The 24,859-nt window shown below is 71.9% G+C and carries 18 protein-coding genes and 2 pseudogenes; 5 read left to right on the top strand and 15 right to left on the bottom strand.

Annotation, left to right across the window (positions count from 1 at the left end; genetic code table 11):
- Positions 1 to 241 precede the first annotated feature (241 nt).
- From ABT063_RS22950 to pyrG, 3 genes and pseudogenes are all read right to left on the bottom strand, one after another.
- Positions 242 to 2,278, bottom strand: a pseudogene (locus tag ABT063_RS22950) (tetratricopeptide repeat protein); the annotation flags it as partial.
- 162 nt (positions 2,279 to 2,440) lie between these two features.
- On the bottom strand, positions 2,441 to 3,067 hold the full coding sequence (locus ABT063_RS22945) for an NUDIX domain-containing protein (protein ID WP_351059266.1): 627 nt from the start codon (positions 3,065 to 3,067) through the stop codon (positions 2,441 to 2,443).
- Positions 3,068 to 3,150: 83 nt separating this feature from the next.
- Positions 3,151 to 4,818: a CTP synthase gene (gene pyrG, locus ABT063_RS22940; protein ID WP_351059635.1), complete on the bottom strand. Its 1,668-nt coding sequence runs from the start codon at positions 4,816 to 4,818 to the stop codon at positions 3,151 to 3,153.
- 536 nt (positions 4,819 to 5,354) lie between these two features.
- Between pyrG and ABT063_RS22935 the strand changes: the two genes are divergently transcribed.
- Together ABT063_RS22935 and ABT063_RS22930 are read left to right on the top strand one after the other, a co-directional pair.
- Positions 5,355 to 7,157, top strand: coding sequence for a glycoside hydrolase family 15 protein (locus ABT063_RS22935; protein ID WP_351059632.1), 1,803 nt, complete (start codon positions 5,355 to 5,357; stop codon positions 7,155 to 7,157).
- A gap of 366 nt (positions 7,158 to 7,523) precedes the next feature.
- The gene (locus ABT063_RS22930; RefSeq protein WP_351059263.1) at positions 7,524 to 8,906 is read left to right on the top strand and encodes an FAD-binding oxidoreductase; all 1,383 of its coding nucleotides are present in this window, start codon (positions 7,524 to 7,526) and stop codon (positions 8,904 to 8,906) included.
- On the opposite strand, the gene ABT063_RS22925 is transcribed toward ABT063_RS22930, so the two are convergent.
- On the bottom strand, positions 8,893 to 9,849 hold the full coding sequence (locus ABT063_RS22925; RefSeq protein WP_351059260.1) for an LLM class F420-dependent oxidoreductase: 957 nt from the start codon (positions 9,847 to 9,849) through the stop codon (positions 8,893 to 8,895). The genes ABT063_RS22930 and ABT063_RS22925 overlap by 14 nt on opposite strands.
- Before the next feature lie 95 nt (positions 9,850 to 9,944).
- On the opposite strand from ABT063_RS22925, the gene ABT063_RS22920 reads away from it, so the two are divergent.
- Entirely contained in the window at positions 9,945 to 11,657 is a 1,713-nt protein-coding gene (locus ABT063_RS22920; RefSeq protein ID WP_351059257.1) for a PucR family transcriptional regulator, read from the top strand.
- A 12-nt stretch (positions 11,658 to 11,669) separates the two neighbouring features.
- Here ABT063_RS22920 and ABT063_RS22915 read toward each other — a convergent pair whose 3' ends face one another.
- From ABT063_RS22915 to ABT063_RS22890, 6 genes and pseudogenes are all read right to left on the bottom strand, one after another.
- Entirely contained in the window at positions 11,670 to 12,806 is a 1,137-nt protein-coding gene (locus tag ABT063_RS22915) for a glycosyltransferase family 4 protein (protein ID WP_351059254.1), read from the bottom strand.
- Positions 12,807 to 12,988: 182 nt separating this feature from the next.
- Positions 12,989 to 13,785, bottom strand: a pseudogene (locus tag ABT063_RS22910) (hypothetical protein).
- Positions 13,786 to 13,819: 34 nt separating this feature from the next.
- A complete protein-coding gene (gene recN / locus ABT063_RS22905; RefSeq protein ID WP_351059629.1) occupies positions 13,820 to 15,538 on the bottom strand; it encodes a DNA repair protein RecN in 1,719 nt (572 codons plus the stop codon).
- 208 nt (positions 15,539 to 15,746) lie between these two features.
- A complete protein-coding gene (locus ABT063_RS22900) occupies positions 15,747 to 16,652 on the bottom strand; it encodes an NAD kinase (protein ID WP_351059252.1) in 906 nt (301 codons plus the stop codon).
- Positions 16,649 to 17,464 carry a TlyA family RNA methyltransferase gene (locus tag ABT063_RS22895; protein WP_351059249.1) on the bottom strand — a complete coding sequence of 272 codons (816 nt, stop codon included), beginning with the start codon at positions 17,462 to 17,464 and terminating at the stop codon, positions 16,649 to 16,651. The genes ABT063_RS22900 and ABT063_RS22895 overlap by 4 nt, the downstream gene beginning before the upstream one ends.
- Before the next feature lie 7 nt (positions 17,465 to 17,471).
- Positions 17,472 to 17,774 carry a hypothetical protein gene (locus ABT063_RS22890; protein ID WP_351059246.1) on the bottom strand — a complete coding sequence of 101 codons (303 nt, stop codon included), beginning with the start codon at positions 17,772 to 17,774 and terminating at the stop codon, positions 17,472 to 17,474.
- A gap of 42 nt (positions 17,775 to 17,816) precedes the next feature.
- On the opposite strand from ABT063_RS22890, the gene ABT063_RS22885 reads away from it, so the two are divergent.
- Positions 17,817 to 18,164 carry an SCP2 sterol-binding domain-containing protein gene (locus ABT063_RS22885; RefSeq protein WP_351059243.1) on the top strand — a complete coding sequence of 116 codons (348 nt, stop codon included), beginning with the start codon at positions 17,817 to 17,819 and terminating at the stop codon, positions 18,162 to 18,164.
- On the opposite strand, the gene ABT063_RS22880 is transcribed toward ABT063_RS22885, so the two are convergent.
- The 4 genes from ABT063_RS22880 to ABT063_RS22865 all read right to left on the bottom strand — a co-directional run bounded on the left by ABT063_RS22880 (position 18,148) and on the right by ABT063_RS22865 (position 22,252).
- The gene (locus ABT063_RS22880) at positions 18,148 to 19,047 is read right to left on the bottom strand and encodes an ABC transporter ATP-binding protein (protein WP_351059241.1); all 900 of its coding nucleotides are present in this window, start codon (positions 19,045 to 19,047) and stop codon (positions 18,148 to 18,150) included. The genes ABT063_RS22885 and ABT063_RS22880 overlap by 17 nt on opposite strands.
- Positions 19,044 to 20,081, bottom strand: a complete 1,038-nt coding sequence (locus tag ABT063_RS22875) for a FecCD family ABC transporter permease (protein ID WP_351059239.1) — start codon at positions 20,079 to 20,081, stop codon at positions 19,044 to 19,046. Before ABT063_RS22875 ends, ABT063_RS22880 begins: the two co-directional genes overlap by 4 nt.
- The gene (locus ABT063_RS22870) at positions 20,078 to 21,121 is read right to left on the bottom strand and encodes a FecCD family ABC transporter permease (protein WP_351059238.1); all 1,044 of its coding nucleotides are present in this window, start codon (positions 21,119 to 21,121) and stop codon (positions 20,078 to 20,080) included. Before ABT063_RS22870 ends, ABT063_RS22875 begins: the two co-directional genes overlap by 4 nt.
- Positions 21,122 to 21,223: 102 nt before the next feature.
- Positions 21,224 to 22,252, bottom strand: coding sequence for an HAD hydrolase-like protein (locus tag ABT063_RS22865; RefSeq protein ID WP_351059236.1), 1,029 nt, complete (start codon positions 22,250 to 22,252; stop codon positions 21,224 to 21,226).
- A 74-nt stretch (positions 22,253 to 22,326) separates the two neighbouring features.
- On the opposite strand from ABT063_RS22865, the gene ABT063_RS22860 reads away from it, so the two are divergent.
- Entirely contained in the window at positions 22,327 to 23,619 is a 1,293-nt protein-coding gene (locus ABT063_RS22860) for a DUF1015 family protein (protein ID WP_351059235.1), read from the top strand.
- Between the two features lie 79 nt (positions 23,620 to 23,698).
- Here the strand turns inward: ABT063_RS22860 and ABT063_RS22855 are convergent, their stop codons facing one another.
- Positions 23,699 to 24,502 carry a tetratricopeptide repeat protein gene (locus ABT063_RS22855; RefSeq protein WP_351059627.1) on the bottom strand — a complete coding sequence of 268 codons (804 nt, stop codon included), beginning with the start codon at positions 24,500 to 24,502 and terminating at the stop codon, positions 23,699 to 23,701.
- Positions 24,503 to 24,859 lie beyond the last annotated feature (357 nt).

Below are 24,859 nucleotides of genomic sequence, written 5' to 3'. Positions count from 1 at the left end.
CCGTGTCCGACTCCGTGCCCGGCTTCATGCCCAGCCCCGTGCCCGGCTTCATGCCCAGCCCCGTGCCCGGCTTCATGTCCGGCTTCATGTCCGGCTTCATGTCCGGCTTCGTGCCCGGCCCCGTATCCGGCTCCGTGCCCGGCTCCATGCCCGGCCCCGTGCCCGGCCCCGTGTCCGACTCCGTGCCCGGCTTCATGCCCAGCCCCGTGCCCGGCTTCGTGCCCGACTCCGTTTCGGGCTCTGCTTCCGGCTCCGCCTCGGGCTGCGCGCCGGATTCCGCGTCCGGCTCCGGATGCTCCTCCGCCAGCAGCCGCTCGGCCGTGCCCCGGTGCAGCCAGGCCGCCGCGGGATCGCCGAGGTGCTCCAGGGTGTCGGCGAGCCGCAGGTACAGGGCGGCCTGGAGGCGTACGTCCTCGGCGCGGCGCGCCCACTCCACGGCCTCCTGGCAGGTGCGCAGCGACTCCTCGGGCCGGCCCGCGTACTCCTGGACGCGCGCCAGTTCGCTCAGCGCCCGCGCGTGGGCGGCCACATCGCCGTTCTTGCGGTGCCCGGCGACCGCTGCCCGCCAGTTCCGCAGCGCCTCGCCGTAACGGCCCGCGTAGGTGTGCGCGGCGGCGATACGGCCGTACAGCCGGGCGGCGTCGGCGCGCTCGTCCCGGGCCAGCCGCTCGGCGAGGGCCCGGCCGAACCAGTCGGCGGCCCGGTCGTAGTCCCCGAGCTCCAGATGGGCACCGCCTACGGATTCCATCGCGCGGCCGGTCGCATACGGGTCGTTCGCCTCGCGTCCGGCGTCCAGCGCCGCCCGATAGCGGGTCAGCGCCTCCCGCGTACGGCCGGTCCGGGCGTCCAGGTCGGCGAGGTTGAGCAGGGCGGCGGCCTGCTCGCGGGGCAGGTTCCGGCGCTCGGCCACGTCCAGGACGAGGCGGTGGATGCCGTACAGGTCGGGCGCGGCCGCCTGCGTGCCGAAGTGGGCGACCATCGCCCGGACCAGCTGGGACATCAGGCGCCGGGCGAGCGTGTCCAGCTCCCCGTCGGCGACCGCGAGACGGGCCGCGGCGAGCAGAGCGGGCCGGCGCAGGCGCAGCCAGTCGGCGGCCGCCCGGGGGCTCGGGAAACGTAGGGAGGGCGGCATGCCCTGGAGCTTCTCGCGCGCCTCGGGGCTGTCGGTCTCGGTGATCGTCCGGCAGGACTGCAGCAGCCGTACGGTCCGCTCCAGCATCCGCGCGCGGGCCAGCTGGAGCTCGGCGGGACGCTCCTGGGTCTCGGCGAGGGCCTTCAGGAGGGGGTGCAGGCAGCCGGGGACCTCGTACTGGGGCAGCGGCGAGTCCACGGCGTGCAGCAGGCCCAGGGCGACGAAATCGTCCAGGGTGGTGCGGGCGCCGCTCACCGAGCAGCCGGCGAGCGCGGAGGCGGTGTGCGGGTCGACGAGGCCGGCCGGGGAGAGGGCGAGCAGTCGCAGTATCCGGGCGGCGGTGCCCGGGAGGGACGCGTAGGCGAGTCGGAAGACCCGGCTCAGCGGAGTTCCCTCGTCACTCTCCGCGTGCAGCTGCTTGGCGAGGTCGGCGACGGCCGCCTTGGGGCGGGCGGCCAGCCAGCCGCCCGCCAGCATCAGCGCGGCGGGCTGGGCCTGGCACTCCTCGACCAGGCCCTCGGCCGCCCGCGGGTCGACGGTGATGCGGACCGAGCCGGTGTGCCGGGACAGCAACTCAAGGGCGGACTTGGTGTCGAGGCCGCCCAGGGTGCAGGGGCGGACGTCCGCGATGCCGGTCAGCGGGCCCCCCGAGACGGCGACGGCCAGGCATTCCGGGGTGTCCGGCAGCAGGGCGTCGACCTGCTCGGCGGTGGCCGCGTCGTCGAGCAGGAGCAGCGTCCTGCGGTCGGCGAGGGCCTCGCGGAGGGCCGCGGTGAGGTCGTCCTCGGCGGCTCCGGCGGGGGTCGGCAGGTCGAGGGCGGCGAGCAGTTCGCGAGCGGTGTACTCGACGGGGACGGGGGTGCCGTCCGGCTCGCTGAGCCGGGCCCGCAGCACGCCGTCCCGGTAACGGTCCGCGACCTGCCGTACGAGCTCTTCGGCGAGGGCGGTGCGCCCCGAGCCGGGCCTGCCCGCGATGAGCAATACGCGCGCGCGTGGGGCCTTGCGGCCGGAGAGGGTGTCGAGGCCGGCGCGTTCGATGTCGGCGCGGAGTTCCTTCAACTCCCTTGTACGGCCCAGGAACCGAGTCTCCTCAGCAGCGTCTCCGGACAGCTGCACGCCGCCTGTGTCCACCGCCTGATCCGTCACGGGCCACACTCCCGTCCCACCGCACGCGCAAGCCCGCCGGGACTCCGGTTCGAGCGCTTACAGAGCCTAGTTCACGCTCTGCTACGTTCCGGGCGGAGCGCGGCGGGCACGTCCCCCGATCGGATCAACCGATCGTCAGATCACACGCACTATCGGGTGGGTTCACGTCTCGAAGGGACGCGCCGGCCACGGCGCCTCCGCCGGACGCAGCGCGTCCAGCCCGTCGCCGCCACGCGCGGCGACCAGTGAAAGCACGCCCACGACGAGGCAGTTGTTGTGCAGCTCCCCCGCGAGCACACCCCGGACCAGCTCGTCGACCGGCACGCGCGCGTGCTCCATGTCGGCCTCCTCGTCCTCCACCTCGAAGCGCTGCCCGTCGGCCTCGGACAGATCGCGGGCCAGGAAGATCCGCACGGCCTCGTCGCAGCCTCCGGCGGTCGTGTACACATCGGTGAGGACGCGCCAGTCCTCGGCCTTGACGTGCGCCTCCTCGTACAGCTCGCGCTGAGCGGCGTGCAGCGGGTTCTCGCCGGGGACGTCGAGAAGGCCCGCCGGGATCTCCCACAGCTTCTGCCGCACCGGGTGGCGGTACTGCTTGATGAGCAGGACGCGGTCCTCGGCGTCGAGGGCGAGCACGCCGACGGAGCCGGGGTGAACCTGGTAGTCGCGCCGGACCACCGAGCCGTCGGGCATGACCACCTCATCCGTGCGGACGGAGGTCTTGTTCCCCACGAAGGGGGTCTCCGTCGCCCGGATCTCCCACTCCTCGGGGGTGTCCTTGATCGTCATGCCCTGTCCTTCCACACGTACAAGGAAAACCGGGGTGCCCACCTTTTGAAGGTATGCACCCCGGCCACCGTACAACTGGTGTGTTACTTGGAATTCTTCCGCTCGACCGAGGCCTTCACGAGCCCGGCGAACAGCGGGTGCGGACGCGTCGGACGCGAGCGCAGCTCGGGGTGCGCCTGGGTGGCGACCAGGTACGGGTGGACCTCGCGCGGGTACTCGACATACTCGACGAGCTTGCCGTCCGGCGAGGTGCCCGAGAACAGGATGCCCGCCTTCTTCTCCAGCTCGGCGCGGTAGGTGTTGTTCACCTCGTACCGGTGACGGTGCCGCTCCTCGACGTACTCCTTGCCGTCGTACACCTCGCGCACGATCGATCCCTCGGCCAGCTTGGCCGGGTACATGCCCAGGCGCATGGTTCCGCCCATGTCGCCCTCGCCGGCGACGATGTCGAGCTGCTCGGCCATGGTGGAGATGACCGGGTGGGCGGTGGCCGGATCGAACTCGGTGGAGTTGGCGTCGGAGATGTCGGCGAGGTTCCGGGCCGCCTCGATCACGATGCACTGCAGGCCCAGGCAGAGGCCGAGCAGCGGGATCCTGTTCTCGCGGGCGTAGCGGATGGCACCGACCTTGCCCTGCACCCCGCGGTCGCCGAAGCCGCCCGGAATGCAGATGCCGTCCACGTCACCGAGCTGCTGGGCGGCGCCCGACTGGGTCTTGCAGTCGTCGGAGGTGACCCACTTGATCTTCACGCGGGCTTTGTTGGCGAAGCCGCCCGCGCGCAGCGCCTCGATGACCGAGAGGTAGGCGTCGGGCAGGTCGATGTACTTGCCGACCAGGGCCAGGGTGATCTCGTGGTCGGGGTTGTGGACGCGGTCGAGCAGGTCGTCCCACGTCGTCCAGTCCACGTCACGGAACGGCAGGTCCAGCTTGCGCACGACGTAGGCGTCCAGGCCCTCGCCGTGCACGGTCTTCGGGATGTCGTAGATCGAGCGGGCGTCGGGGCAGGCGACCACGGCTGCCTCGTCGACGTCGCACATCAGCGAGATCTTGCGCTTGATCGCGGTGGGCACCTCGCGGTCGCAGCGCAGCACGATGGCGTCCGGCTGGATACCGATGTTCCTGAGGGCCGCAACCGAATGCTGGGTCGGCTTCGTCTTGAGCTCACCCGAGGGTCCGATGTAGGGCAGGAGAGAGATGTGAACAACGAAGACGTTGTCGCGACCGACCTCGTGCCGGACCTGGCGCACGGTCTCCAGGAACGGCAGCGACTCGATGTCGCCGACCGTGCCACCCACCTCGGTGATCACGACGTCCACCTCGTCCGTCGCCATGCGCCGGATGCGATGCTTGATCTCGTTGGTGATGTGCGGGATGACCTGCACGGTGTCGCCCAGGTACTCGCCGCGCCGCTCCTTGGCGATCACCGTCGAGTAGATCTGACCGGTGGTGACGTTGGCGGAGCCGTCCAGATCGCGGTCGAGGAAGCGCTCGTAGTGGCCGATGTCCAGGTCGGTCTCGGCGCCGTCGTTGGTGACGAACACCTCACCGTGCTGGAAGGGGTTCATCGTGCCCGGGTCGACGTTCAGGTACGGGTCGAGCTTCTGCATCACGACGCGCAGGCCCCGCGCCTTGAGCAGCATGCCGAGGCTGGAGGCCGTCAGGCCCTTGCCCAGCGAGGAGGCGACACCCCCGGTGACGAAGATGTGCTTGGTCGTCGTGGCTTTGCTGTTTCGAAAAGCAGCGGGCGGCATGGCCAAGAGGGGGCTCCCGTGGTCGCGGTCTGGAGGTGCGGTGCGGCTGCCGAGCCGGAGGAATTCCGGGGGTGCCGTCGCTGCGGTTCGGGGGTCCCCTTCTGTGATTTTCCCTTCGGGGGGCGCCCACCGGTCCACGGGCTACCAGGGTATCAGCGCCCGGGCGAGATGGCTTCCGGCCACGCTCCGCACACGGGCCGACACAGACCTCGCACAGGCGCACGGGTTTCTCACCCCTTGCTCACCCGTTCGGCGCACTCTCCTTGTCCGGAGCGGCACGCAGATCATCTACGTGCGTCGTATCCTGCTCGGACACTCGCTGCCGAGCCCGGCCGGCAACACGGCACCACCCCCGCCCGTACGCACCGGAACAACGAGAGCTCGTCAGTTCGTTGAGCAACAGATGTCGTTTTGCCTCACAGCAGCACGGACTGTTTTGCTTCATCGCTCAACGACGCATTACAACGACCCCCTTGACCGCACTAGCGACAGCCCCCTTTTCGCGGGGTGACGTGGCCGTTCGACTGGAGTTGCACGTGGCCGGGCGCATCGAAGATTACGCACTCATCGGAGACATGCAGACCGCTGCCCTGGTCTGCCGGGACGGCACGGTGGACTGGCTGTGCCTGCCCCGCTTCGACTCGCACGCCATCTTCGCCGGTCTGCTGGGCACCGAGGAACACGGCTTCTGGCGGCTCGGGCCCGCCCACGCGGCCGACGCCGAGCCGCCCACCGCGGCCCGGCGCACCTACCGGGGCGACTCCCTGATCCTGGAATCCGAGTGGGACACCCAGCGCGGCACGGTCCGCGTGACGGACTTCATGCCCCCGCGTGACGGCGCTCCGCAGCTGATCAGGATCGTGGAGGGGGTCTCGGGCCGCGTCCCGATGCGCTCGGCGCTGCGCATGCGTTTCTCCTACGGCCGGGTCGTGCCGTGGGTGCACAAGCACGAGGGCCGCACGGTGGCCGTCGCGGGCCCGGACTCTGTGTGGTTCGACACACATGCCGAGACGTACGGCAAGTCTTTGACGACGTACGCGGACTTCACGGTCGCTCCGGGTGACCGGATCGCGTTCACGATCTCGTGGCAGCCCTCGCACAAGGAGCCGCCGCCGCTGCCGGAGCCGGAGCAGTCCCTGGAGGCGACGGAGGACTTCTGGCGGGACTGGGTCGAGCACTGCACCTACCACGGCCCCTACCGCGAGGCCGTGATCCGCTCGCTGATCACGCTGAAGGCGCTGACGTACGCCCCGACGGGCGGCATCGTCGCCGCCCCCACGACCTCCCTGCCGGAGGAGATCGGCGGCGTCCGCAACTGGGACTACCGCTACACCTGGCTGCGCGACGCGGCGATCACCCTGTCCTCGCTGCTGCGCACCGGCTACCGCGAGGAAGCCCGCGCCTGGCGGGAGTGGCTGCTGCGCGCGGTCGCGGGCGATCCGGAGAACCTGCAGATCATGTACGGCATCGCCGGCGAGCGCGAGCTGGGCGAGGCCGAGCTGGACTGGCTGCCCGGTTACGAGACGTCGGCACCGGTCCGGGTCGGCAACGGCGCGGCGCACCAGCTCCAGCTGGACGTGTACGGCGAGGTCACCGAGGCCCTGCACCTGGCCCACATGACGGGCCTGGCCCGCAACGACTACGCCTCGCTGCTCCAGCTGAAGCTCATCCGCTACCTGGAGCAGCACTGGGACGAGCCGGACGAGGGCATCTGGGAGGTGCGCGGCCCGCGCCGCCACTTCGTGCACTCCAAGGTCATGGCCTGGGTCGCCGTCGATCGCACGATCAAGCTGATCGAGTCCGGCGACGCGGACGGCCCGCTGGACAAGTGGCGCGAACTGCGCGACGACATCCACCGGGACGTGTGCGAGAAGGGCTACGACAAGGAGCGCAACACCTTCACGCAGTCCTACGGCTCGAAGGAACTGGACGCCTCCCTGCTGCTGATCCCGCAGATGGGCTTCCTGCCCCCGGACGACAAGCGCGTGATCGGCACCATCGAGGCCATCCAGCGCGAGCTGTCCACGACGGACGGCTTCATCCTGCGCTACCCGACGCAGGGCGAGGACGAGGGCGTCGACGGCCTGCCCGGCGACGAGGGCGCCTTCCTCGCCTGCTCGTTCTGGATGGCGGACGACCTGGCGATGATCGGCCGCGTGGACGAGGCCCGCAAGCTGTTCGAGAAGCTGCTGTCGCTGCGCAACGACCTCGGTCTGCTGGCCGAGGAGTGGGACCCGCGCCTGAAGCGCCAGGTCGGCAATTTCCCGCAGGCTTTCAGCCACGTGCCGCTGATCGACACGGCTCTGCGGCTGACGGCTTCGGGTGCGTACGGCGGCTGAACAGGTGTGGGATCCCAGATCCCGTGTCCTTTTCCCGCCGGCGATGTCCATCGCGTGGCCGAATCAAGTACATCGCGAACGAGTTCCCGGTCACTTTGCTGATGATCGGGGTCGGGCTGGAGGCCAGGGGACTGTTCAGCGAGGGCGGCAGCTGCGGTCCTCGCCCAGACCGGGCGCATCGGCTCGCTCATGACGCTGATCAACCGCCCTCTCTTCTCCGCCCTGAACGAGAGGGCGGGACTCCCGTGAAAGCCGCTGTTCAGAGCGACGCCGGTGGACAGCCGGACGCGGAACCTACAACAGGACGGACGCAACGCGCCCGCCTAGCCTGGAAGCAAGATTGCCCCTTTGCGGAAGGGGGCGGCCATGGCTTCCCTCTCGAAGGCGGGCGCTGCTCTCGCCGCGCTGCGCGAGGATCTGGTCGGTGACGTGTTCGCCCCCGGGGATCCGGGCTACGACGACGCCCGGACCGTCTTCAACGCCATGATCGACCGGCGGCCCGCCGTCATCGCGCAGTGCGCCGACGAGGACGACGTCGTACGGGCCGTGCGCTTTGGCCGGGACCTGGACCTGAACATCGCGGTCCGCGGCGGCGGGCACAGCGTGGCGGGTATGGCGCTGAACGACAACGGTCTGGTGGTCGACCTGCGCCGCATACACGAGGTGACCGTCCATCCCGGGGCCGAGGCGGTACGGATCGGCGGCGGTGCCACGATGAGCCACCTCGACCGCGCCACCCAGCCCTACGGCCTCGCGACCACGGGCGGCCGGGCGTCCACCACCGGCGTCGGCGGCTTCGTCCTGGGCGGCGGCACCGGCTGGCTGGACCGCCTGTGCGGACTCGCCGTCGACAATCTGCTCGGCGTCGAGCTGGTCAGCGCCGACGGCAGCCGGGTCCACGCGAACGCCGACGAGAATCCCGACCTGTTCTGGGCCCTGCACGGCGGCGGCGGGAACTTCGGCATCGCGACGGCGATCACGCTGAAACTGCACGAGCTGCCCCAGTTCTCCATCGCGCTGCTGATGTACCTCCCGGAGTTCGGCCCCGAGGCCGTCCGCACCTTCCGCGACGTGATCGCGGCGGGCCCCGACGAGGTGGGCGGCGGCATCCTGTATCTCACCGGCCCGCCCGAGGAGTTCCTGCCGCCGCACCTGGTCGGTACGCGGCTGTGCGGTGCGCTGCTGACGTACGCGGGCCCCGAGGAGGACATGCGCAAGCTCGCCGAGCCCCTGCTGGCGCTGCCGCACGAGGCGGAGATCGTGGGAGCGATGCCGTACGCCGACGTGCAGTGCATGATCGACGACCCGCCCGGCATGCGGCACTACTGGTCGGCCGAGTACCTGACGGGTGCGCCCGACGACTTCGTGGACGTCTACTGCGCGAGCGCCGAGGCCATGCCCGTACCGACCGGTACCCAGTACGCGCTGCTCCCGCAGGGGGCCGCCGTCGCCGCCGGCCCGCACGAGTACCCGGTGCCCTACCGGGACGCTCCCTGGGCGGTGCACCCCTACGGCATGTGGGAGGACCCGGCGAACGACGAGCGGTGCGTGCGCTGGGTCCGGGACGTCCGCGCCGACGTCCGGCCGTGGAGCACGGGCGCGGTCTACCTCAACTTCATCGGCGACGAGGGCGCGGAGCGGGTGGTGGCCGGCCTGGGCGCGGAGAACGCCCGGCGGCTGGCCGAGCTGAAGCGGCGCTACGACCCCGACAACGTCTTCCGCTTCAACCACAACATCAGGCCGGCCTGAGGGCCTTCAGGGTGCGTTCCCCGCCCGGGTCGCCCGCCGTGGCCGGAACCAGGGCGACTTCGTCGAGCCCGGCCTCGGCATAGGCGTCGATCCGGGCGCGTACGGCGTCCAGGTCGCCGACCAGGCCGACCATGCCGGCCGCCTCCGGCGGGAGGGCACGCAGCAGGGTGTCCCGGTCCGCGCCGGTCGCGGCCAGCTCCACCGCCTCGCCCAGGCCCGCCGCGACGAACATGTCGCTGTAGCCGGGCACGGTCAGATAGCCGGCGATGCTGCCCAGCACCTGGGCGAGGGACTCCGGCGCCGGATCGACGGCCGCGGGCAGCCAGGAGGCCAGCGTCGGCGGTGTGCGGCCCACGCGCTCGGCGGCCGCCTCGAGTTTCGCCCGCAGCATGCGGACCTGCTCCGGAGTGACGATGTCCAGCAGCATCCGGTCGGCGTGCGCGGCGGCCGTGGCGATCGCGCGGTCGCCGAACGCCGCCACGGTGAGCGGGCCGCCGGGCGGCGGGAGACGGCGGCGGAAGGGGCTGCCGGGCACGACCGGTTCGCCCGGAGCCGCGTGCAGGAATCCTCGTACGGCCGCCGAGGCCTCCTCCATCGCGGCCGCGGGCCGGACGCGGGGCCGGCCGTGCACGCCCTCGACCACCCGCTTGCTGGACGTGCCCAGCGCCACCCCGACCGGACGGCCGGTGACGGCCGCGACCGACGCGGCACCCCGGGCGATCGTGTAGGCGTCGCGCACCGAGACCGGCACCGGCCCGGCGGTCAACGCGACCCGCTCGGTGGCCCGCCCGATCGCCGCGGCCAGCACGAAGGAGTCCCATGTCGGTCCCTCGCCGGCCCACACCTCGCGGTAACCGAGCCGGTCGGCGAGCTCCGCCACCCGCAACGGTTCGTCGACCGCACTGTCGTCCTCGCGCCCCACGGCGACCACGCTGATGTCCATGCCCCGGCCGCTACCCAGCCGCGTACGCCCCAACCAAGGTCGACATAACCACTCCGAGATGTCGGCACGGCGGGTGCGCGGGTAGCGTCCGATGCATGAACGGCGGCGTGGGTGACGGCACGGACAGCGATACGGGCAGCGGTAACGGCGGCGGATTCGACACCCAGATCGCCGGGATCACCGTGCAGCGGGCTCTGGAGCTGCCCGGCCTGCGCAGCGGGCTCCCGGAGATCCTCGCGGGCGCCGACCGGCTGCAGCGGACCGTGCGCTGGGTGCACGCCGGCGAGGTGCCCCACATCGCCTCGCTGCTCAAGGGCGGCGAGCTGCTGCTGACCACGGGCTACGGCCTAGGCACCCGTCCTGCCGACCAGCGCGCGTTCGTGCGCGCCCTGGCCGAGCGCGGCATCGCGGCCCTCGTCGTGGAGCTCGGCCCGCGCTTCACCCGCCTGCCCGCCGCCCTCGTAGACACGGCACGCTCGGCGGGTCTGCCACTGGTCCAACTGCACCGCGAGGTGCCGTTCGTGACGGTGACGGAGGAGATCCACACCGAGATCGTCAACGGCCACTACGCCCTGCTGCAGCGCGCGGAGGAGGTGCACCGCCGCTGTACGGAGGCCCTGCTGGGCGGCGGCGGAGTCCCTCAGGTCCTGGGCATCCTGGCCGACTTCAGCGGCAACCCGGTCTTCCTGGAGACGACGGACGGCCAGCTCCTGTTCGCCGCCGGATCCGGCCCCGAGGGCGCGGATCCGCTCCAGGTGTGGGAGGGGCTGCGCGCCCAGCACAAGGACACCCCGCCGACGGGCTCGGTCCTGGTGGACGTGCCGGGCGGCGGTCCGGGGACGGGGTCGGTGCGGGCCCGGCTCGTCCTGCTGCCCGTCCGGGCCCCTCTCGCGCCCGTGCACCGGATGGCCGCCGAACGGGCCGCCGGCATCCTCGCCGTCGTGCTGATGCAGGCCCGCCAGGAGGAGGAGCTGGCGGCGCGGGGACGGGGCGATTTCCTGACCGACCTCGCCGAGGGCCGTATCGCCGCTCAGGACGCGCCCGCGCAGGCGCGCGTGCTGGGCTTCAAGCCGGGTGACAGCCCGCTGCTGCCGGTGGTGATGCGGCTCGCGGACGCCCTGTCTCCGGATGGGCGTACCGCCCGCTCGAGCGGAGCCCAGAGTGGGGGAGGTTGGGCGGTCCTGGCGCGCGCGGTGGCGGAGGAGCTGGCCTCGGTGGGCGTGCCGGTCCTGCTGGGCGTACGACCGGTCGAAGGCCGCGTCCCTCTTCTGCTGGGCCTGCGTGCGGAGTCGGAGCGGTCGGCGGTCGCGGACCGGGTCGCGGCGGCGCTGCGGGCGGGTGTGGAGCGGGCCGGGATGCAACGGCCGGGAGCGCAGCCGCCGGTGGTCGTCGTCGGAGTGGCGGGCGGCTGGGCGGCGGCCTCGGCCGGCCTCAGGCACGCGGCCGAGACGGCGACTGCGGCGCAGGGCCTGCCGGACCGTCCCTGGTACGACGCCCGCCGCCTGGACATCGACCTGCTGCTGTGGCGGCTGCGCGACCACCCCGACCTCGCGGCCTTCGTGGACCGTGCGATCGGCCCGGTCCGGGACCACGACAAGCGCTCGAAGCCGCCGCTGCTGCCCACCCTGGAGACGTACCTGGCACACGCGGGCCGCAAGGCGGAGACGGCACGCGAACTGCATCTCAACCGGCAGACGCTCTACAACCGCCTCGCTCGTATCGGTGAGTTGCTGGGCACCGATCTCGACGACCCGCACACGGTACTGGCGTTGAGCCTGGCGCTGCGGGCCCGTCGGCACGTGTCCTAGGGCCACCCGTTTTCACATCAAGGGCTGCGGCTGAGTCAACTCGTCGTAGACGCTGAGCACTTGAGCGACGGTCTCGTCCTCGCTCGGCCAGGTGGCCGCCTGCCGCACGCCCTTCTCCGCCAGCAGTTCCCGGCGTTCGGGATCACCGAGGAGCCGTACGACGGTGTCGGCGAAGGCCTCGGGGTCCCCGGGCGGGACGAGTTCGGCCGCGTCGCCGACGAGTTCGGGGATGCCGCCGGCCCCGGTCGCGACGAGCGGCACGCGCGCGTGGAAGGCCTCATGGGCGAGGACGGAGCGCGAGTCCCCACCGCTCGGCAGCAGCGCGAGGTCGGCGGCGGCAAGCAGCTCGGTGATGTCCTCGCGCAGCCCGATGAGCCGGACCGGCAGCCCCTCGTCCTCGATCCGGCGCTGCAACTCCCCCCGCAACGGCCCCTCCCCCGCGATCACCACCAGCGGCACGGGGTCGAGGCGGCGCCACGCGCGCGTGGCGTCCAGCAGCATGTCGTAGCCCCGGTACCGGTCGAGGGAGCCGACGGCCATCAGCAACGGGCGGCCGATGGCGCCGAGTTCGGCCCGGACCTTGGGTCGCAGCCGGTCGGGGTCCTCCGGCTCGACGGCCCGGCGGGGCCCGGGCAGGGCGACGGCGGCCAGTCGCGCGTCCCGTGCGCCCGTACGGCGGGCCCGGTCCACGAGGGCCGAGGTGGTGCCGAGCACCACGGAGGCGGCCTTGACCACCCGCCGCTCCAACAGCCGCACCAGATGGGCACGCGCACCCTCGGCGTACGCGCGGTCGTGCCAGGTGACGATGAGCGGAGTGCGCCGTCCGCTGAGCGCGAGCACGGCACGGAATGAGGCATGCAGTCCGTGCGCGTGCACCAGGTCGGCGTTCGCGCACGCCGCCCGCAGCGCGGCCACGGAGGCCGGATCACTGCTGCGCGGCACGTGCACGTGTTCGGCGCCGGCTCCGGTGAAGTCGTAGGTGCGATCCGCCTCGACGGGGGCGCACACGGTCACCCGCACGCCCCGCGCGACCAACCCCGAGGCCAGGGAGCGCACATGCGCGCTGCTGCCGGCGTTGCCTCCGCCCAGCACCTGCACGGTGCGCAGCGGGGACTGGCCGTGCGGTGAGTGGCTGCTCACGGGGGTCACGTGGCCGGGGCTCCTGGTTCGGCGTCGGGCGGTCACGAGGAAACGTACAGAAGGTATCGAGCGGAGGGGTGTACCGCGCGCTTCCTACGCGTACTGCGTTCTACGCCAAGGATGCCAGGACGTACGGGTGTTCCGGGAACGCCAGGTAGGGGGCGGCCCGGCGACGCACGGGGTCGGGTCACTCACACGAGTGAGGTAGGGCAATTCTGTGCGAAACCCTCACTCAACCCGAACCCCATCACGCCACTCACTCTGTCCCCGTACACGGCCGCGGCGACGACCGCGCCCGCATGCACGAGCAGCCCCACCCTCCTGTTACCCACAACGACCGCGGCGCCCAGGACCGCGCCCAGCGCGTGCGCCCCCGTGTCGCCGATCATCGCCCGTTCGCCGAGGTCGTCGGGCAGCACGGCCGCCGCGGCCCCCATCGCGACGGCGGACAGCTCCGCTCCGGCCCCCTCCCGCGGCAGCCCCGGCGCGCCGAGCGCGAGTACGACGGCGGCGGCCCGCCCGGGCCGTACGTCCACGAGGTTCACGAAGTGCGCGGCCCCGGCGATCACCACCCCCGCGAGCACCTTGTCGACCGCCCGCTCCTTGAGCAGCGCCCCCGCGACGAGCCCGGCCGCGGAGATCCCGAACAGCTTCACCGCCCCGCTGGTGACCTCGCCGTCCCGCAGCGCGGCCAGATGCGCGCGGAACCCCCGCCGGGGGTCACCGGCGCCGGCCACGTCGTCGTAGGCCCCGCAGATCCCGGCGGCGAGGACGGCGAACCCGGCCGCGGGCCGGACCCGCCCGGCCCCGACGGCAGCCGCCAGGGCGGACGCGGGCCCGGCGTACAACTCGACGGTCCGCCCGGCGTGTTCTTCCGCTCCCAGCGGTCGCGGCCGCCGGGAGTCTTGGTCCGCAGGGCGGCGTTCGCGGCACGGGTGAGGACTGCGGTGAGCCCCAACGAGGTGGTCCTGCGAGCGCGGTTGATCATCCGACCACCCTACGGCTCTCACCCGGGCGTCCCCCTAGAGGTCCGCCCTCGCCGTCGCCAGCAGCTCCTCCGCGTGCGCCCGAGCCGTCTCCGAGTCCTCCTGCCCGGCCAGCATCCGGGACAGCTCCCGGACCCGCTCCTCGCCCTCCAGCACCTTCACGCCGGACCGGGTGACCGACCCGTCGTTCGTCTTCTCCACCAGCAACTGCCGGTCGGCGAAGGCGGCCACCTGCGGCAGGTGCGTCACGACGACGACCTGCGCGGTCTTCGCGAGCCGCGCCAGCCGCCGCCCGATCTCGACCGCGGCCTTGCCGCCGACGCCCGCGTCGACCTCGTCGAAGAGATACGTCGGCACCGGATCCGTCCCCGCGAACACGACCTCGACGGCGAGCATCACGCGCGACAGCTCACCACCGGACGCGCCCTTGGCAATGGGCCGGGGCGGAGCACCCGGATGCGGGGCCAGCAACAGCTCGACCTCGTCGACACCGGACGGCCCATAAGCCACCGCACGCCCACCGACCTCGACGCCCTCCGGATCCTCGGTCTGCCGAATCTCGAAGGACACGCGCGCGTGCGGCATGGCGAGCGAGGCCAACTCGGCGGTCACGGCAGCGGCGAAGCGCTCCGCGGCCTCCGCCCGCGCATCGGTCAACGCCTGTGCCAGCCCCCCCAGTTCGGTCCGCAGCGCGTCCCGCTCGGCGGTCAGCTCGCCGATCCGCTCGTCGTCGCCGTCCAGCTCGGTGAGCCGCGCGGCACTCCGCTCGGCCCACGCCAGCACCGAGGCGACGTCCTCGCCGTACTTCCGCGTCAACGCGGTCAGCGCGGCCCGCCGCTCCTCGACGGCCGCCAGCCGCAGCGGATCGGCGTCCAGGTCGTCGGCGTACCCGGCGAGCTCCCCCGCCACGTCGCCCAGCAGGATCCCGATCTCCCCGATCCGGCCCGCGAGCGCGGCCAGCGCCGGATCGTGCGACCGTACGGCGTCCAGGGCCCGCTGCGCGCCCGCGACGAACGTCGCCGCGTCGATGCCCTCGGGATCCTCCGGATTGCCGGCGAGCGCGGCGTGGGCGGCCGTGGCGGCGGACGACAGGGCCTCCGCGTGCCCCAGCCGCTCCGCCTCCTCCGCCAGCTCCACGTCCTCTCCGGCGCGCGGCTCGACGCCGGCGATCTCGTCGAGCCCGTAACGCAGCATGTCGGCTTCCTGGGCCCGCTCACGCGCGCGCGTGGTGATCTCGTCGAGCTCCACGGAGACGGCCCGCAGCCGCCGATAGGCCTCCGTGTACTTGGCCAACGGCACGGCGACGGCATCGCCCGCATACCGGTCGAGCGCCTGCCGCTGCCGCGACAGCTTCAGCAGCCCCTGCTGATCGGTCTGCCCGTGCACGGCCACCAGCTCGTCGGCGAGCTCGGCAAGCACCCCCACAGGCACGTTGCGCCCGCCCAGGTGCGCCCGCGACCGCCCTTCGGCGGAAACGGTACGGCTGATCAGCAACGCCCCGTCGTCGAGCTCCGCCCCGGCCTCCTCGGCCCGTACGGCGGCCGAGGCGTCCTCGGACACACTGATCCGCCCCTCCACGACCGCGCTCCTGGCCCCGATCCGCACGAGCGCCGCGTCGGCACGCCCACCGAGCAGCAGCCCCAGGCTGGTGACCACCATGGTCTTGCCCGCACCGGTCTCACCCGTGACGGCGGTGAACCCGGGCGACAGCTCGACGACCGCGTCGTCGATGACTCCCAGCGACCGTATCCGCATCTCCTCCAACACGGACACGACCTTACGAGGTCAGGGAGGGCAAGTGCGACGGCCCCCGCCCCTGACATGTGAAGGTGCAGGTAACGATGTGGATCGACCGCGCAATGTCACTCGGGCGAGTGGAGACGCCCAGGGGCGCGGGAAACTGCGCGATCAGCCACAAACGACCTGCAGCCGCGCAGAAATCCCCACCACCCCCCACGGAGCGCTAATGCGGCGCCCCCCGCCACCCAGAAACCGGCAACGCGAACTTGGCCACAAGCCGATCAGTGAACGAAGCATGATGCAGCCGAGCCAACCGCACCGGCACAGCCCCCCGCCGCACCTCAACCCGCGCCCCGGGCGGCAACTCCACAGTCCGCCGCCCGTCACACCACAGCACCCCCGGCGGAATATGAGGCAGAACCTCCACAGCAAGCACAGAATCCGGCGAAGTGACCAACGGCTTGGCGAACAACGCGTGCGCACTGATCGGCACCATCAACAGCGCCTCGACCTCGGGCCACACCACAGGCCCACCCGCGGAGAAGGCATACGCGGTCGATCCGGTAGGCGTCGACAGCACGATCCCGTCACACCCGAACCCCGTAACCGGCCGCCCGTCGATCTCCAGCACGACCTCGAGCAGCTTCTCCGCGCCGGCCTTCTGAACGGCCGCCTCGTTCAGCGCCCAGTCCGTGTGCACGATGTCCCCGTTGCGATGCACGACGACATCGACGGTCATCCGCTCCTCGACCTCGTACGCCTTGGTCACCACCCGGTCGACGACCTTGTCGAGATCGTCCCGCTCGGCCTCCGCGAGGAAGCCGACCCTCCCCAGGTTGACGCCGAGCATCGGCACCCCGGACGCCCGGGCGAACTCGGCCCCCCGCAGCAGCGTCCCGTCGCCACCGAGCACTATCAGCAACTCGCACCCGTCGAGGCACTGCGGAGTGGCCTCCTTGACCAGCTCCACCTCCCCCGGCAGCGGCAGATCGAGCGCCTCGGTCTCCAGGACACGCACGCCGATGCCCTCGCGCAGCAGCCCCTTCACCACCAGCTCGGCGCTGCGAATCGCCGCGGGCCGGCCCGTGTGGGCCAGCAGGAAAACAGTACGAGCTCGGTTCTGTGTCAACGCGGCCCCTCCGCCACTGCACGGTCAACGTCGGCCGGGTCCAGCTCGGGTGCTCCGGCCCGCAGCCACAGAAAGTATTCGACATTCCCGGACGGCCCGGGCAGCGGACTGGCGGTGACACCCTTCACCCCGAGCCCGAGTTCCCACGCCTTGTGGGCCACACCGCGCACGGCCTCCGCCCGCAGCTGGCCACTGCGCACCACGCCCCCGCTCCCCAGCCGTTCCTTCCCCACCTCGAACTGCGGCTTGACCATCATCACCAGATCGGCGTCCGCCTTCACGCACCGCACCAGGGCGGGCAGCACCAGCCCGAGCGGGATGAAGGACAGATCCCCCACGACAAGATCCACAGGCTCCCCATCGATCGCTTCAAGCGTCAACTCGCGTACGTTCGTACGATCCTTGACGGTGACGCGTTCATCGCTCTGAAGAGACCAGGCGAGTTGTCCGTATCCGACGTCGACGGCGACGACGTGCGCGGCCCCCGACCGCAGCAGCACATCCGTGAAACCCCCGGTCGACGCGCCGGCGTCCAGGGCCCGCCGCCCTTCGACGACGAGCCCGTGCGGTACGAACGCCTCCAGCGCACCGGCGAGCTTGTGCCCGCCCCGCGACACGTAGTCGGGATCGCTGTCGTCGACCGCGACCACGATCGCCGCCGCGGTCTCCACCTGCGTGGCGGGCTTGGTCGCGACGGTCTTGCCGACGGTCACGCGCCCCGCGGCGATCAGCTGGCCGGCATGCTCGCGCGAGCGCGCGAGCTTCCGGCGGACCAGCTCCGCGTCGAGACGGCGGCGTGCCACTCCTGCCACGTTCGGTTCAGCTCCTATTGCCATACGTCGACGGGGGCGCCGGAGGTCCCGGGCGGGCGTCGAGCGCGGTGAGCGCCTCGCGCAGCCCCTGGTGTACATCCTCGTACACCTCGAGGTGTCCGTCCGTGGCGATGTGGTCGGCGTCACCGAGCCGCTCCAGCTGGGCGTCCACGTCGGCGTTGCCGGTGGGGGTGCGGGGCACGTTCAGCGCAGCGGGGGCGGCGGGGTCGTGGCCGGCTTCGGCCGGCACGTCCCGCTCCGGAGCCTCCGCTTCCTCCCGGATCTCGGCCTCGGGCACTGAGTCGCTCATGCCCAGACGCTACCTCGAACCGCTGGGGTACCGTCGACCGCGATGGCCACGATCGAGGAGTGCCGCGCCGCACTCGAGAAGCTCTCGGACAACATGCAGTCCGCCGAAGGGGACGTCCGCACGGCCGCGGCCCTGGACCGCTCGGTGAGCTGCCACATCACCGACCTGGACGTCACATTCGTCGGCCGGCTCACCGACGGCCGCATCGTCGTGGCCGACACGCTCCAGGGACCGCCGCCCGAGAAGGCCGAGATCAGACTCGCCGTGGCCGGCGACGACTTGGTGGCGCTGGTCGACGGCGAGCTGAACTTCGCCAAGGCCTGGGGCTCGGGCCGGGTGAAGCTGGAGGCGGGCCTCAGGGACCTGTTCCGCCTCAGGAAGCTTCTCTAGCCGCTTCAGCCGCGACCTTCGTGGCCGTACGCGCCTTCCGCGCCGCCGGCACCACCAGCGGCGTCCCCGTCTCCGGGTCGTCGATCACCTGGCAGCGCAGCCCGAAGACCTCCTCCACGAGCTCGGCGTTGACGATGTCCTTCGGCGCGCCCTCCGCGATGATCTCGCCGCTCTTCAGTGCGATGAGGTGGGTGGCGTAGCGGGCCGCGTGGTTGAGGTCGTGCAGCACGGCGACGAGCGTGCGCCCCTGCTCCTCGTGCAGCTCCGCACAGAGATCCAGTACGTCGATCTGGTGCTGGATGTCCAGATATGTCGTCGGCTCATCGAGGAGCAGCAGCGGCGTCTGCTGGGCGAGCGCCATCGCGATCCACACGCGCTGCCGCTGGCCGCCGGACAGCTCGTCGACGTAGCGGTCGGCGAGTTCGGCGACCCCGGTCTGGGCCATCGACTCCTGTACGACCTTCTCGTCCTCGGTGGACCACTGGCGCAGGATGCCCTGGTGCGGGTAGCGGCCGCGGCCGACCAGGTCGGCGACGGTGATCCCGTCGGGCGCGATCGACGACTGCGGCAGCAGGCCCAGGGTCCGCGCGACCTTCTTCGCGGGCATCGACTGGATGACCTGTCCGTCGAGCAGTACCCGGCCCTGGTTCGGCTTCAGCATCCGCGACAGCGCCCGCAGGAGCGTGGACTTGCCGCACGCGTTCGGGCCGACGATCACGGTGAAGGAGTTGTCGGGTATCTCGACCGACAACCGCTCGGCGATGACCCTCTGGTCGTAGGCGAGGGTGACGTTCTCGGCGGACAGGCGGTTCACAGTGCTCCTTCGGGTGTTCTCGTTCGCCGAGCCGCGCTTGTGGGGCCGGTCTCCCTTCTGCGGGCTCATATCCGGCCCGCCTTGCGCTCGGTGACCAGCAGCCACAGCAGATAGACACCGCCGAGGACGCCGGTGAGCACGCCCACGGGCAGCTGATCGGCTCCGAACGTACGCTGCGAGACCCAGTCGGCGGTGACCAGAAGGGCGGCGCCCATGCACAGGGACGGCAGCAGGTTCGGGCCGGGCGAGCGGGTCAGGCGGCGGGCCAGCTGCGGCGCCGTGAGCGCCACGAAGCTGACGGGACCGGCGGCGGCGGTGGCGGTCGCGGTGAGCAGGACGGCGGCGACCAGCAGCAGCATCCGCACCCGTTCGACGCGCACTCCGAGGGCGTACGAGACATCGTCGCCCATCTCCATCATCCGCAGCCCGCGCGCCTTGGCGAGGACGAGCGGTACGAACACGGCGCACAGGGCGAGCAGCGGCCAGACCTGGTCCCAGTCGCGGCCGTTGAGCGACCCGGTCATCCAGACGACCGCGCGGGCCGCGTCGACGAGGTCGGACTTGGTGAGCAGATAGCCGTTGATCGCGGTGACGATCGCGGACACACCGATACCGACCAGGACCAGTCGATAGCCGTGCACACCCCGCTTCCAGGCGAGCAGATAGATGGCCAGACCCGTCACCAGGCCGCCCACAAGGGCGCCTGCGGTGACCTGGGCCGCGCTCCCGGAGAACACCACGATCATCACGAGCGCGCCGGCCGTGGCCCCCTGACCGAGCCCGAGCACGTCCGGACTGCCCAGCGGATTGCGGGAGATGGCCTGGAACAGCGCGCCCCCGAGCCCCAGCGAGGCGCCGACCAGCAGTCCGACGAGGACCCGCGGCAGCCGCAGCTCGTTGACGATGAACTCCTGCCCCGCGTTGCCGTCGCCGAACAGCGTCTTCAGCACGTCGGCGGCCGGGATCGGGAAGTCGCCGGTGCCGATCAGCACGACGCTCGCGGTGAGCGCGGCGAGCAGCAGCAGGGCGACGACGGTGACGGCGCGGACGTCCAGACGCAGGGAGAGCCCGCCCGGGGTCCTGATGGCACGGTTGGTCCTCACAGCTGCGCCGTCCTCCGCCGTCGTACGAGATAGATGAAGACCGGACCGCCGATGATCGCGGTGACGATGCCGACCTGAAGCTCCGAGGGCCGCGCCACGATCCGGCCGATGACGTCCGACCCGAGGAGCAGCACGGGCGACAGGATCGTCGCGTACGGCAGGATCCAGCGCAGGTCGGGCCCGGTGAAGGACCGCACGACATGCGGCACCATCAGCCCGACGAACACGATCGGCCCGCAGGCGGCGGTCGCGGCCCCGCACAGCACGGTCGCGGAGAGCATGGCCAGCGCCCGGGTGCGGTTGAGGTTGGCGCCGAGCGCCTTGGCGGTGTCGTCGCCCATGGCCATGGCGTTCAGCGGCCGGGCGAGGGCGAGCGCGAGGACCGTGCCGACCGCGAGGAACGGCAGCACCTGCTGGATGGCCGAGTTGCTCGCCGAGGCCAGCGAACCGACGGTCCAGAAGCGCATCCTGGCCAGCGCCGCGTCGTCCAGGATCATCACGGCCTGGAGGTAGCCGTAGAGCGCGGCACTGATCGCCGTTCCGGCGAGCGCGAGCCGCACCGGCGTCGCGCCTCGGCTGCCGCCGAGGAACCAGACCAGCGCTCCGACCGCGGCCGCGCCGATGAAGGCGAACCACACATAGCCACTCAGACTCGTGACGCCGAAGAACGAGATGGCGGTGACGACCGCGGCGGACGCGCCCGCGTTGATGCCGAGCAGCCCGGGGTCGGCCAGCGGATTACGGGTAAGCGCCTGGAGCACGGCCCCGGACAGGCCGAGAGCGGCGCCGGCGAGCAGTCCCAGCACGGTCCGCGACAGCCGGTCGGCGACCACGACGTCGCCGTAGGTCCCCGAATCCTGGAACAGTCCGTGCCAGACCTCTCCGAGGGAGAGCGCCTTGGCACCGATCGCGATACTCGCCAACGCGACGAGCACCAGGATCACGAGGGACACGAGCAGTCCAAAGGCTCGTATCGCCCGGCGGTTCGGGGGCGCGGAGGCGGTTTCCGCGCGCTGTTCGGGAGGACTGTCGACCAACACGCAGTTAGGTTAGCCTACCCTCGCATTTAGCCACGATCCCGAGGTACGAAGGTCCTCGGGTTCACAGGCAAGCGTGCTCACTCGATGCCGTACGACACCGGCTCACAACCCCAGTCGTGCCAGCGCCTTCTCACCGTCCAGCTCGCACACCCCCTCGCCGGCCGCCGTCCAGGCCGCCGCACACAGCGCGCGCAGCCCGTCCAAAGCCGCTCCCTCACCATCCAGTTCCAGCCGCTCGGCACCTGCCGTCGCCGTCCAGCCGCCGCACCGGAAGCCGTCGCGCTCCTCGGTGACCTCCGGCTGCCCGGTGAGCATCCCTCGCAGATCGGCGTCGACATACGTCGGCCGGTGCTGCGGAGGCGCCGCGAGCAACTGCGCACCATCGGTCACGCCGGTCAGGACGAGCAGCGAGTCGACCTCCCCGTTGAACGCGCCCTCGATGTCCGTGTCCAACCGGTCCCCGACCACCAACGGCCGCTCGGCGCCCGTGCGCAGGATCGTCTCGCGGTGCATGGGGGGCAACGGCTTTCCCGCCACCTGCGGCTCCGCACCGGTCGCGATCCGCACGACCTGCACCGCCGCGCCGTTGCCCGGCGCGATGCCACGCGCGCTCGGGATCGTCAGGTCGGTGTTGGACGCGAACCACGGCACCCCGCGCGCGATGGCGTAGCACGCCTCGGCGAAACGACCCCAGGGCAGCTCGGGCCCGCCGTACCCCTGCACGACCGCCGCCGGATCGTCCTCCGCCGACTCCACAGGCTCCAGCCCGCGCTCGCGCAGCGCCGCCCGCAGCCCCTCCCCGCCGATCACCAGCACGCGCGCACCCGCCGGCACCTGCTCGGCGATCAGCCGCGCGACCGCCTGCGCCGAGGTGATGACGTCCGACGCCGCCGTCGGTATGCCCAACTCGGTGAGATGCTCGGCCACGACATCAGGAGTCCGCAGCGCGTTGTTGGTGACGTACGCCAGATGCATCCCGCCCCCGCGCGCGGTGGCGAGCGACTCGACCGCGTACGCGATCGCGTTCCCGCCCGCGTACACCACCCCGTCCAGGTCGAGCAGGGCGGTGTCGTACGCCTCGCTCAGGGCCTGCCCACTGCCCTCGGGCCTCGTCCTGACGCCCTGGCTCATTACGCATCGCTCCTTGGTGTGGCTCGCTTTCCCCCGATCATCCCCCATGCCACTGACACCCGTACGATGCCGGGATGAATACAGCAGGTCACTCGGAAGCAACGGCGCGCCGAGGCCTGGAACTCACCCCGTTCCGAGGCCTTCGCTACGACCCCGACCGGGTCGGCAGCCTGGCCGCTGTGACATCCCCGCCGTACGACGTCGTCGTCCGCCCCGACGGCCTGCACCAGCTCCAGTCCGCGGACCCGCACAACATCGTCCGGCTGATCCTCCCCCAGGCCACGACCCCCGCCGAACGCAACGAACAGGCGGCCCGCACCCTGCGCCGCTGGCTGTCCGAGGGGATTCTGGCCGCCGACCCCGACCCGGGTCTGTACGTCTACGAACAGCGCGACGGCGACGGCATGCTCCAGCGCGGCATCATCGGTGCCCTGCACCTGTCGGAGCCGTCGGAGGGCGTGGTCCTGCCGCACGAGGACGTCATGCCGCATGTCGTCGCCGACCGCGCGGGCCTCATGCGCGCCACCTCCGCGAACCTGGAACCCCTGCTCCTGACCTACCGCGGCAACGGCTCGGCGGCCGCCGCCGCCGAGGTCGTCGAGCGCACCGCCGAACAGCCCCCACTGCTCGCGACGACCACGGAGGACGGCTTCAGCCACCGCCTGTGGTCGGTCACCGAGCCGGCCGACGTGGCCCGCGTCCAGTCCGACCTGGCCCGGCACCAGGCCCTGATCGCCGACGGCCACCACCGCTGGGCCACCTACCGTCGTCTACGCGCGGAGCACCCGTCCCCCGGCCCCTGGGACTACGGCCTGGTCCTCCTCGTCGACACGGCCCGCTATCCCCTGCGCGTCCGTGCCATCCACCGTCTCCTGCACGGCCTGCCGGTGACGGACGCCTTGGCCGCCGTGGACGGCCTGTTCCGCGTACGCCGCCTGGAGGTGCCCTTGGCGCAAGCCCTGGAGGCTCTGGCCGAGGCGGCCCGCGCGGGCAACGCCTTCCTTCTCGCCGGCGACGGCGCCTTCCACCTGATCGACCGCCCGGATACCGGCGTCCTGGCCCGTACAGTCCCCGCGGACCGCCCCGCCGCCTGGCGCACCCTCGACGCGACGGTCCTGCACGCCACCCTCCTCGACCACGTCTGGCACATCCCCGAGGACTCCCCCGCCCACATCGCCTACATCCACGACACGGCTGCCACGGTCGCGAAGGCCGAACACGACGGCGGTACGGCCGTCCTGATGCACCCGGTCCGCGAGGAGGTCGTCCGCGACCTCGCCCGCCAGGGCGTCACGATGCCCCGCAAGTCGACATCGTTCGGCCCGAAGCCGGCGTCGGGACTGGTACTGCGGGCGCTGGATCTGTAACCCGCGCGGACAAACAAAGCGGAGATACGAAAGGGCGGGATCCGGTTAGCCGGGATCCCGCCCTTTTCACACACTGACGTCAGTCCTTGTCGCCGTCCTCGCCGTCCTCGGCGTCCTCGGCGTCCTCGGCGTCCTCGGCGTCCTCGGCGTCCTCGGCGGCTGCCTGGTGGGGCTCAGCGTCGTCCTCGCCCTCGCCCTCGTTCTCGTCGAAGGCGTCGACGAACTCCACACCGTCCAACTCGGCAAGCCGGTCGGACGCGTCCGTGCTGCCGCCCTTGTCGGCCTCAACGGCCTTCGCGAACCACTCACGCGCCTCACCCTCGCGCCCCGCGGCCAGCAGCGCGTCGGCGTACGCGTACCGCAGTCGCGCGGTCCACGGCTGCACGGAGTTGGACGCCAGCTCGGGGCTCTGCAGCGTCACGATGGCGGCGTCGAGCTGCCCCAGGTCACGGCGGGCGCCGGCCACGACGAGCCGCATCTCCACCTGCCCGGCCTTGTCGAGCTTGTGCACCTCGGGCGCCCCGGCCATGTCCAGCGCCTTCTCCGGCCGCCCGAGCCCACGCTCGCAGTCGGCCATGACGGGCCACAGCTCCACGTTGCCGGTCATCCGCCGCGCGGCCCGGAACTCGGCAAGCGCCTCGCCGTACTTCTGGCTCGCGTACGCCGCGAACCCGGCCGCCTCGCGTACGGCGGCGACACGCGACGCCAACCGGAGGGCCACCCTGGAGTAGCCGTAGGCACCCTCGGGGTCTTCGTCGATGAGCCGGGCGACCATCACCAGGTTCTTGGCGACGTCCTCCGCGAGCGTCTTCGGCAGGCTCTGGAGCTCCTGTCGTACGTCCTTGTCGATCTCCTCGCCCGTGACGTCCTCGGGAATCGGCAGCCGCTTGATCGGCTCACGATCCCGGTCCCGCTCGTCCCGGAAACGGCCGCCACCGCGCCGGTCATCGCCGCCGCGCCGGTCATCGCGACCACGGAAGCCACCGGGACGTCCGCCACGGTCATCCCGGCGGGGCCCACGGCCACCTCGGTCGTCCCGCCCACGGAACCCACCGCGCTCTCCCCGGCTGTCGTCACGTCGGAAGCCACCACGGTCCCCACGGTCGTCAGTACGGCGCTCACCCCGGCTGTCGTCACGACGAAAACCACCACGGTCCCCACGGTCGTCAGTACGGCGCTCACCCCGGCTGTCGTCACGACGAAAACCACCACGGTCCCCACGGTCGTCAGTACGGCGCTC

The organism is Streptomyces sp. NPDC002838, from assembly GCF_040295365.1.
Lineage (GTDB): Bacteria > Actinomycetota > Actinomycetes > Streptomycetales > Streptomycetaceae > Streptomyces.
The sequence above is the reverse complement of the archived record's forward strand: the minus strand, read 5'-3'. Positions and strand labels throughout refer to the sequence as shown.

Bases quoted from the DNA above. Each gene is read 5' to 3' on its own strand.
- ABT063_RS22945 (WP_351059266.1), bottom strand. From the start codon at position 3,067: ATGACGATCAAGGACACCCCCGAGGAGTGGGAGATCCGGGCGACGGAG.
- pyrG (WP_351059635.1), bottom strand. From the start codon at position 4,818: ATGCCGCCCGCTGCTTTTCGAAACAGCAAAGCCACGACGACCAAGCAC.
- ABT063_RS22930 (WP_351059263.1), top strand. From the start codon at position 7,524: ATGGCTTCCCTCTCGAAGGCGGGCGCTGCTCTCGCCGCGCTGCGCGAG.
- ABT063_RS22925 (WP_351059260.1), bottom strand. From the start codon at position 9,849: ATGGACATCAGCGTGGTCGCCGTGGGGCGCGAGGACGACAGTGCGGTC.
- ABT063_RS22920 (WP_351059257.1), top strand. From the start codon at position 9,945: ATGAACGGCGGCGTGGGTGACGGCACGGACAGCGATACGGGCAGCGGT.
- recN (WP_351059629.1), bottom strand. From the start codon at position 15,538: ATGCGGATACGGTCGCTGGGAGTCATCGACGACGCGGTCGTCGAGCTG.
- ABT063_RS22890 (WP_351059246.1), bottom strand. From the start codon at position 17,774: ATGAGCGACTCAGTGCCCGAGGCCGAGATCCGGGAGGAAGCGGAGGCT.
- ABT063_RS22885 (WP_351059243.1), top strand. From the start codon at position 17,817: ATGGCCACGATCGAGGAGTGCCGCGCCGCACTCGAGAAGCTCTCGGAC.
- ABT063_RS22880 (WP_351059241.1), bottom strand. From the start codon at position 19,047: ATGAGCCCGCAGAAGGGAGACCGGCCCCACAAGCGCGGCTCGGCGAAC.
- ABT063_RS22865 (WP_351059236.1), bottom strand. From the start codon at position 22,252: ATGAGCCAGGGCGTCAGGACGAGGCCCGAGGGCAGTGGGCAGGCCCTG.
- ABT063_RS22860 (WP_351059235.1), top strand. From the start codon at position 22,327: ATGAATACAGCAGGTCACTCGGAAGCAACGGCGCGCCGAGGCCTGGAA.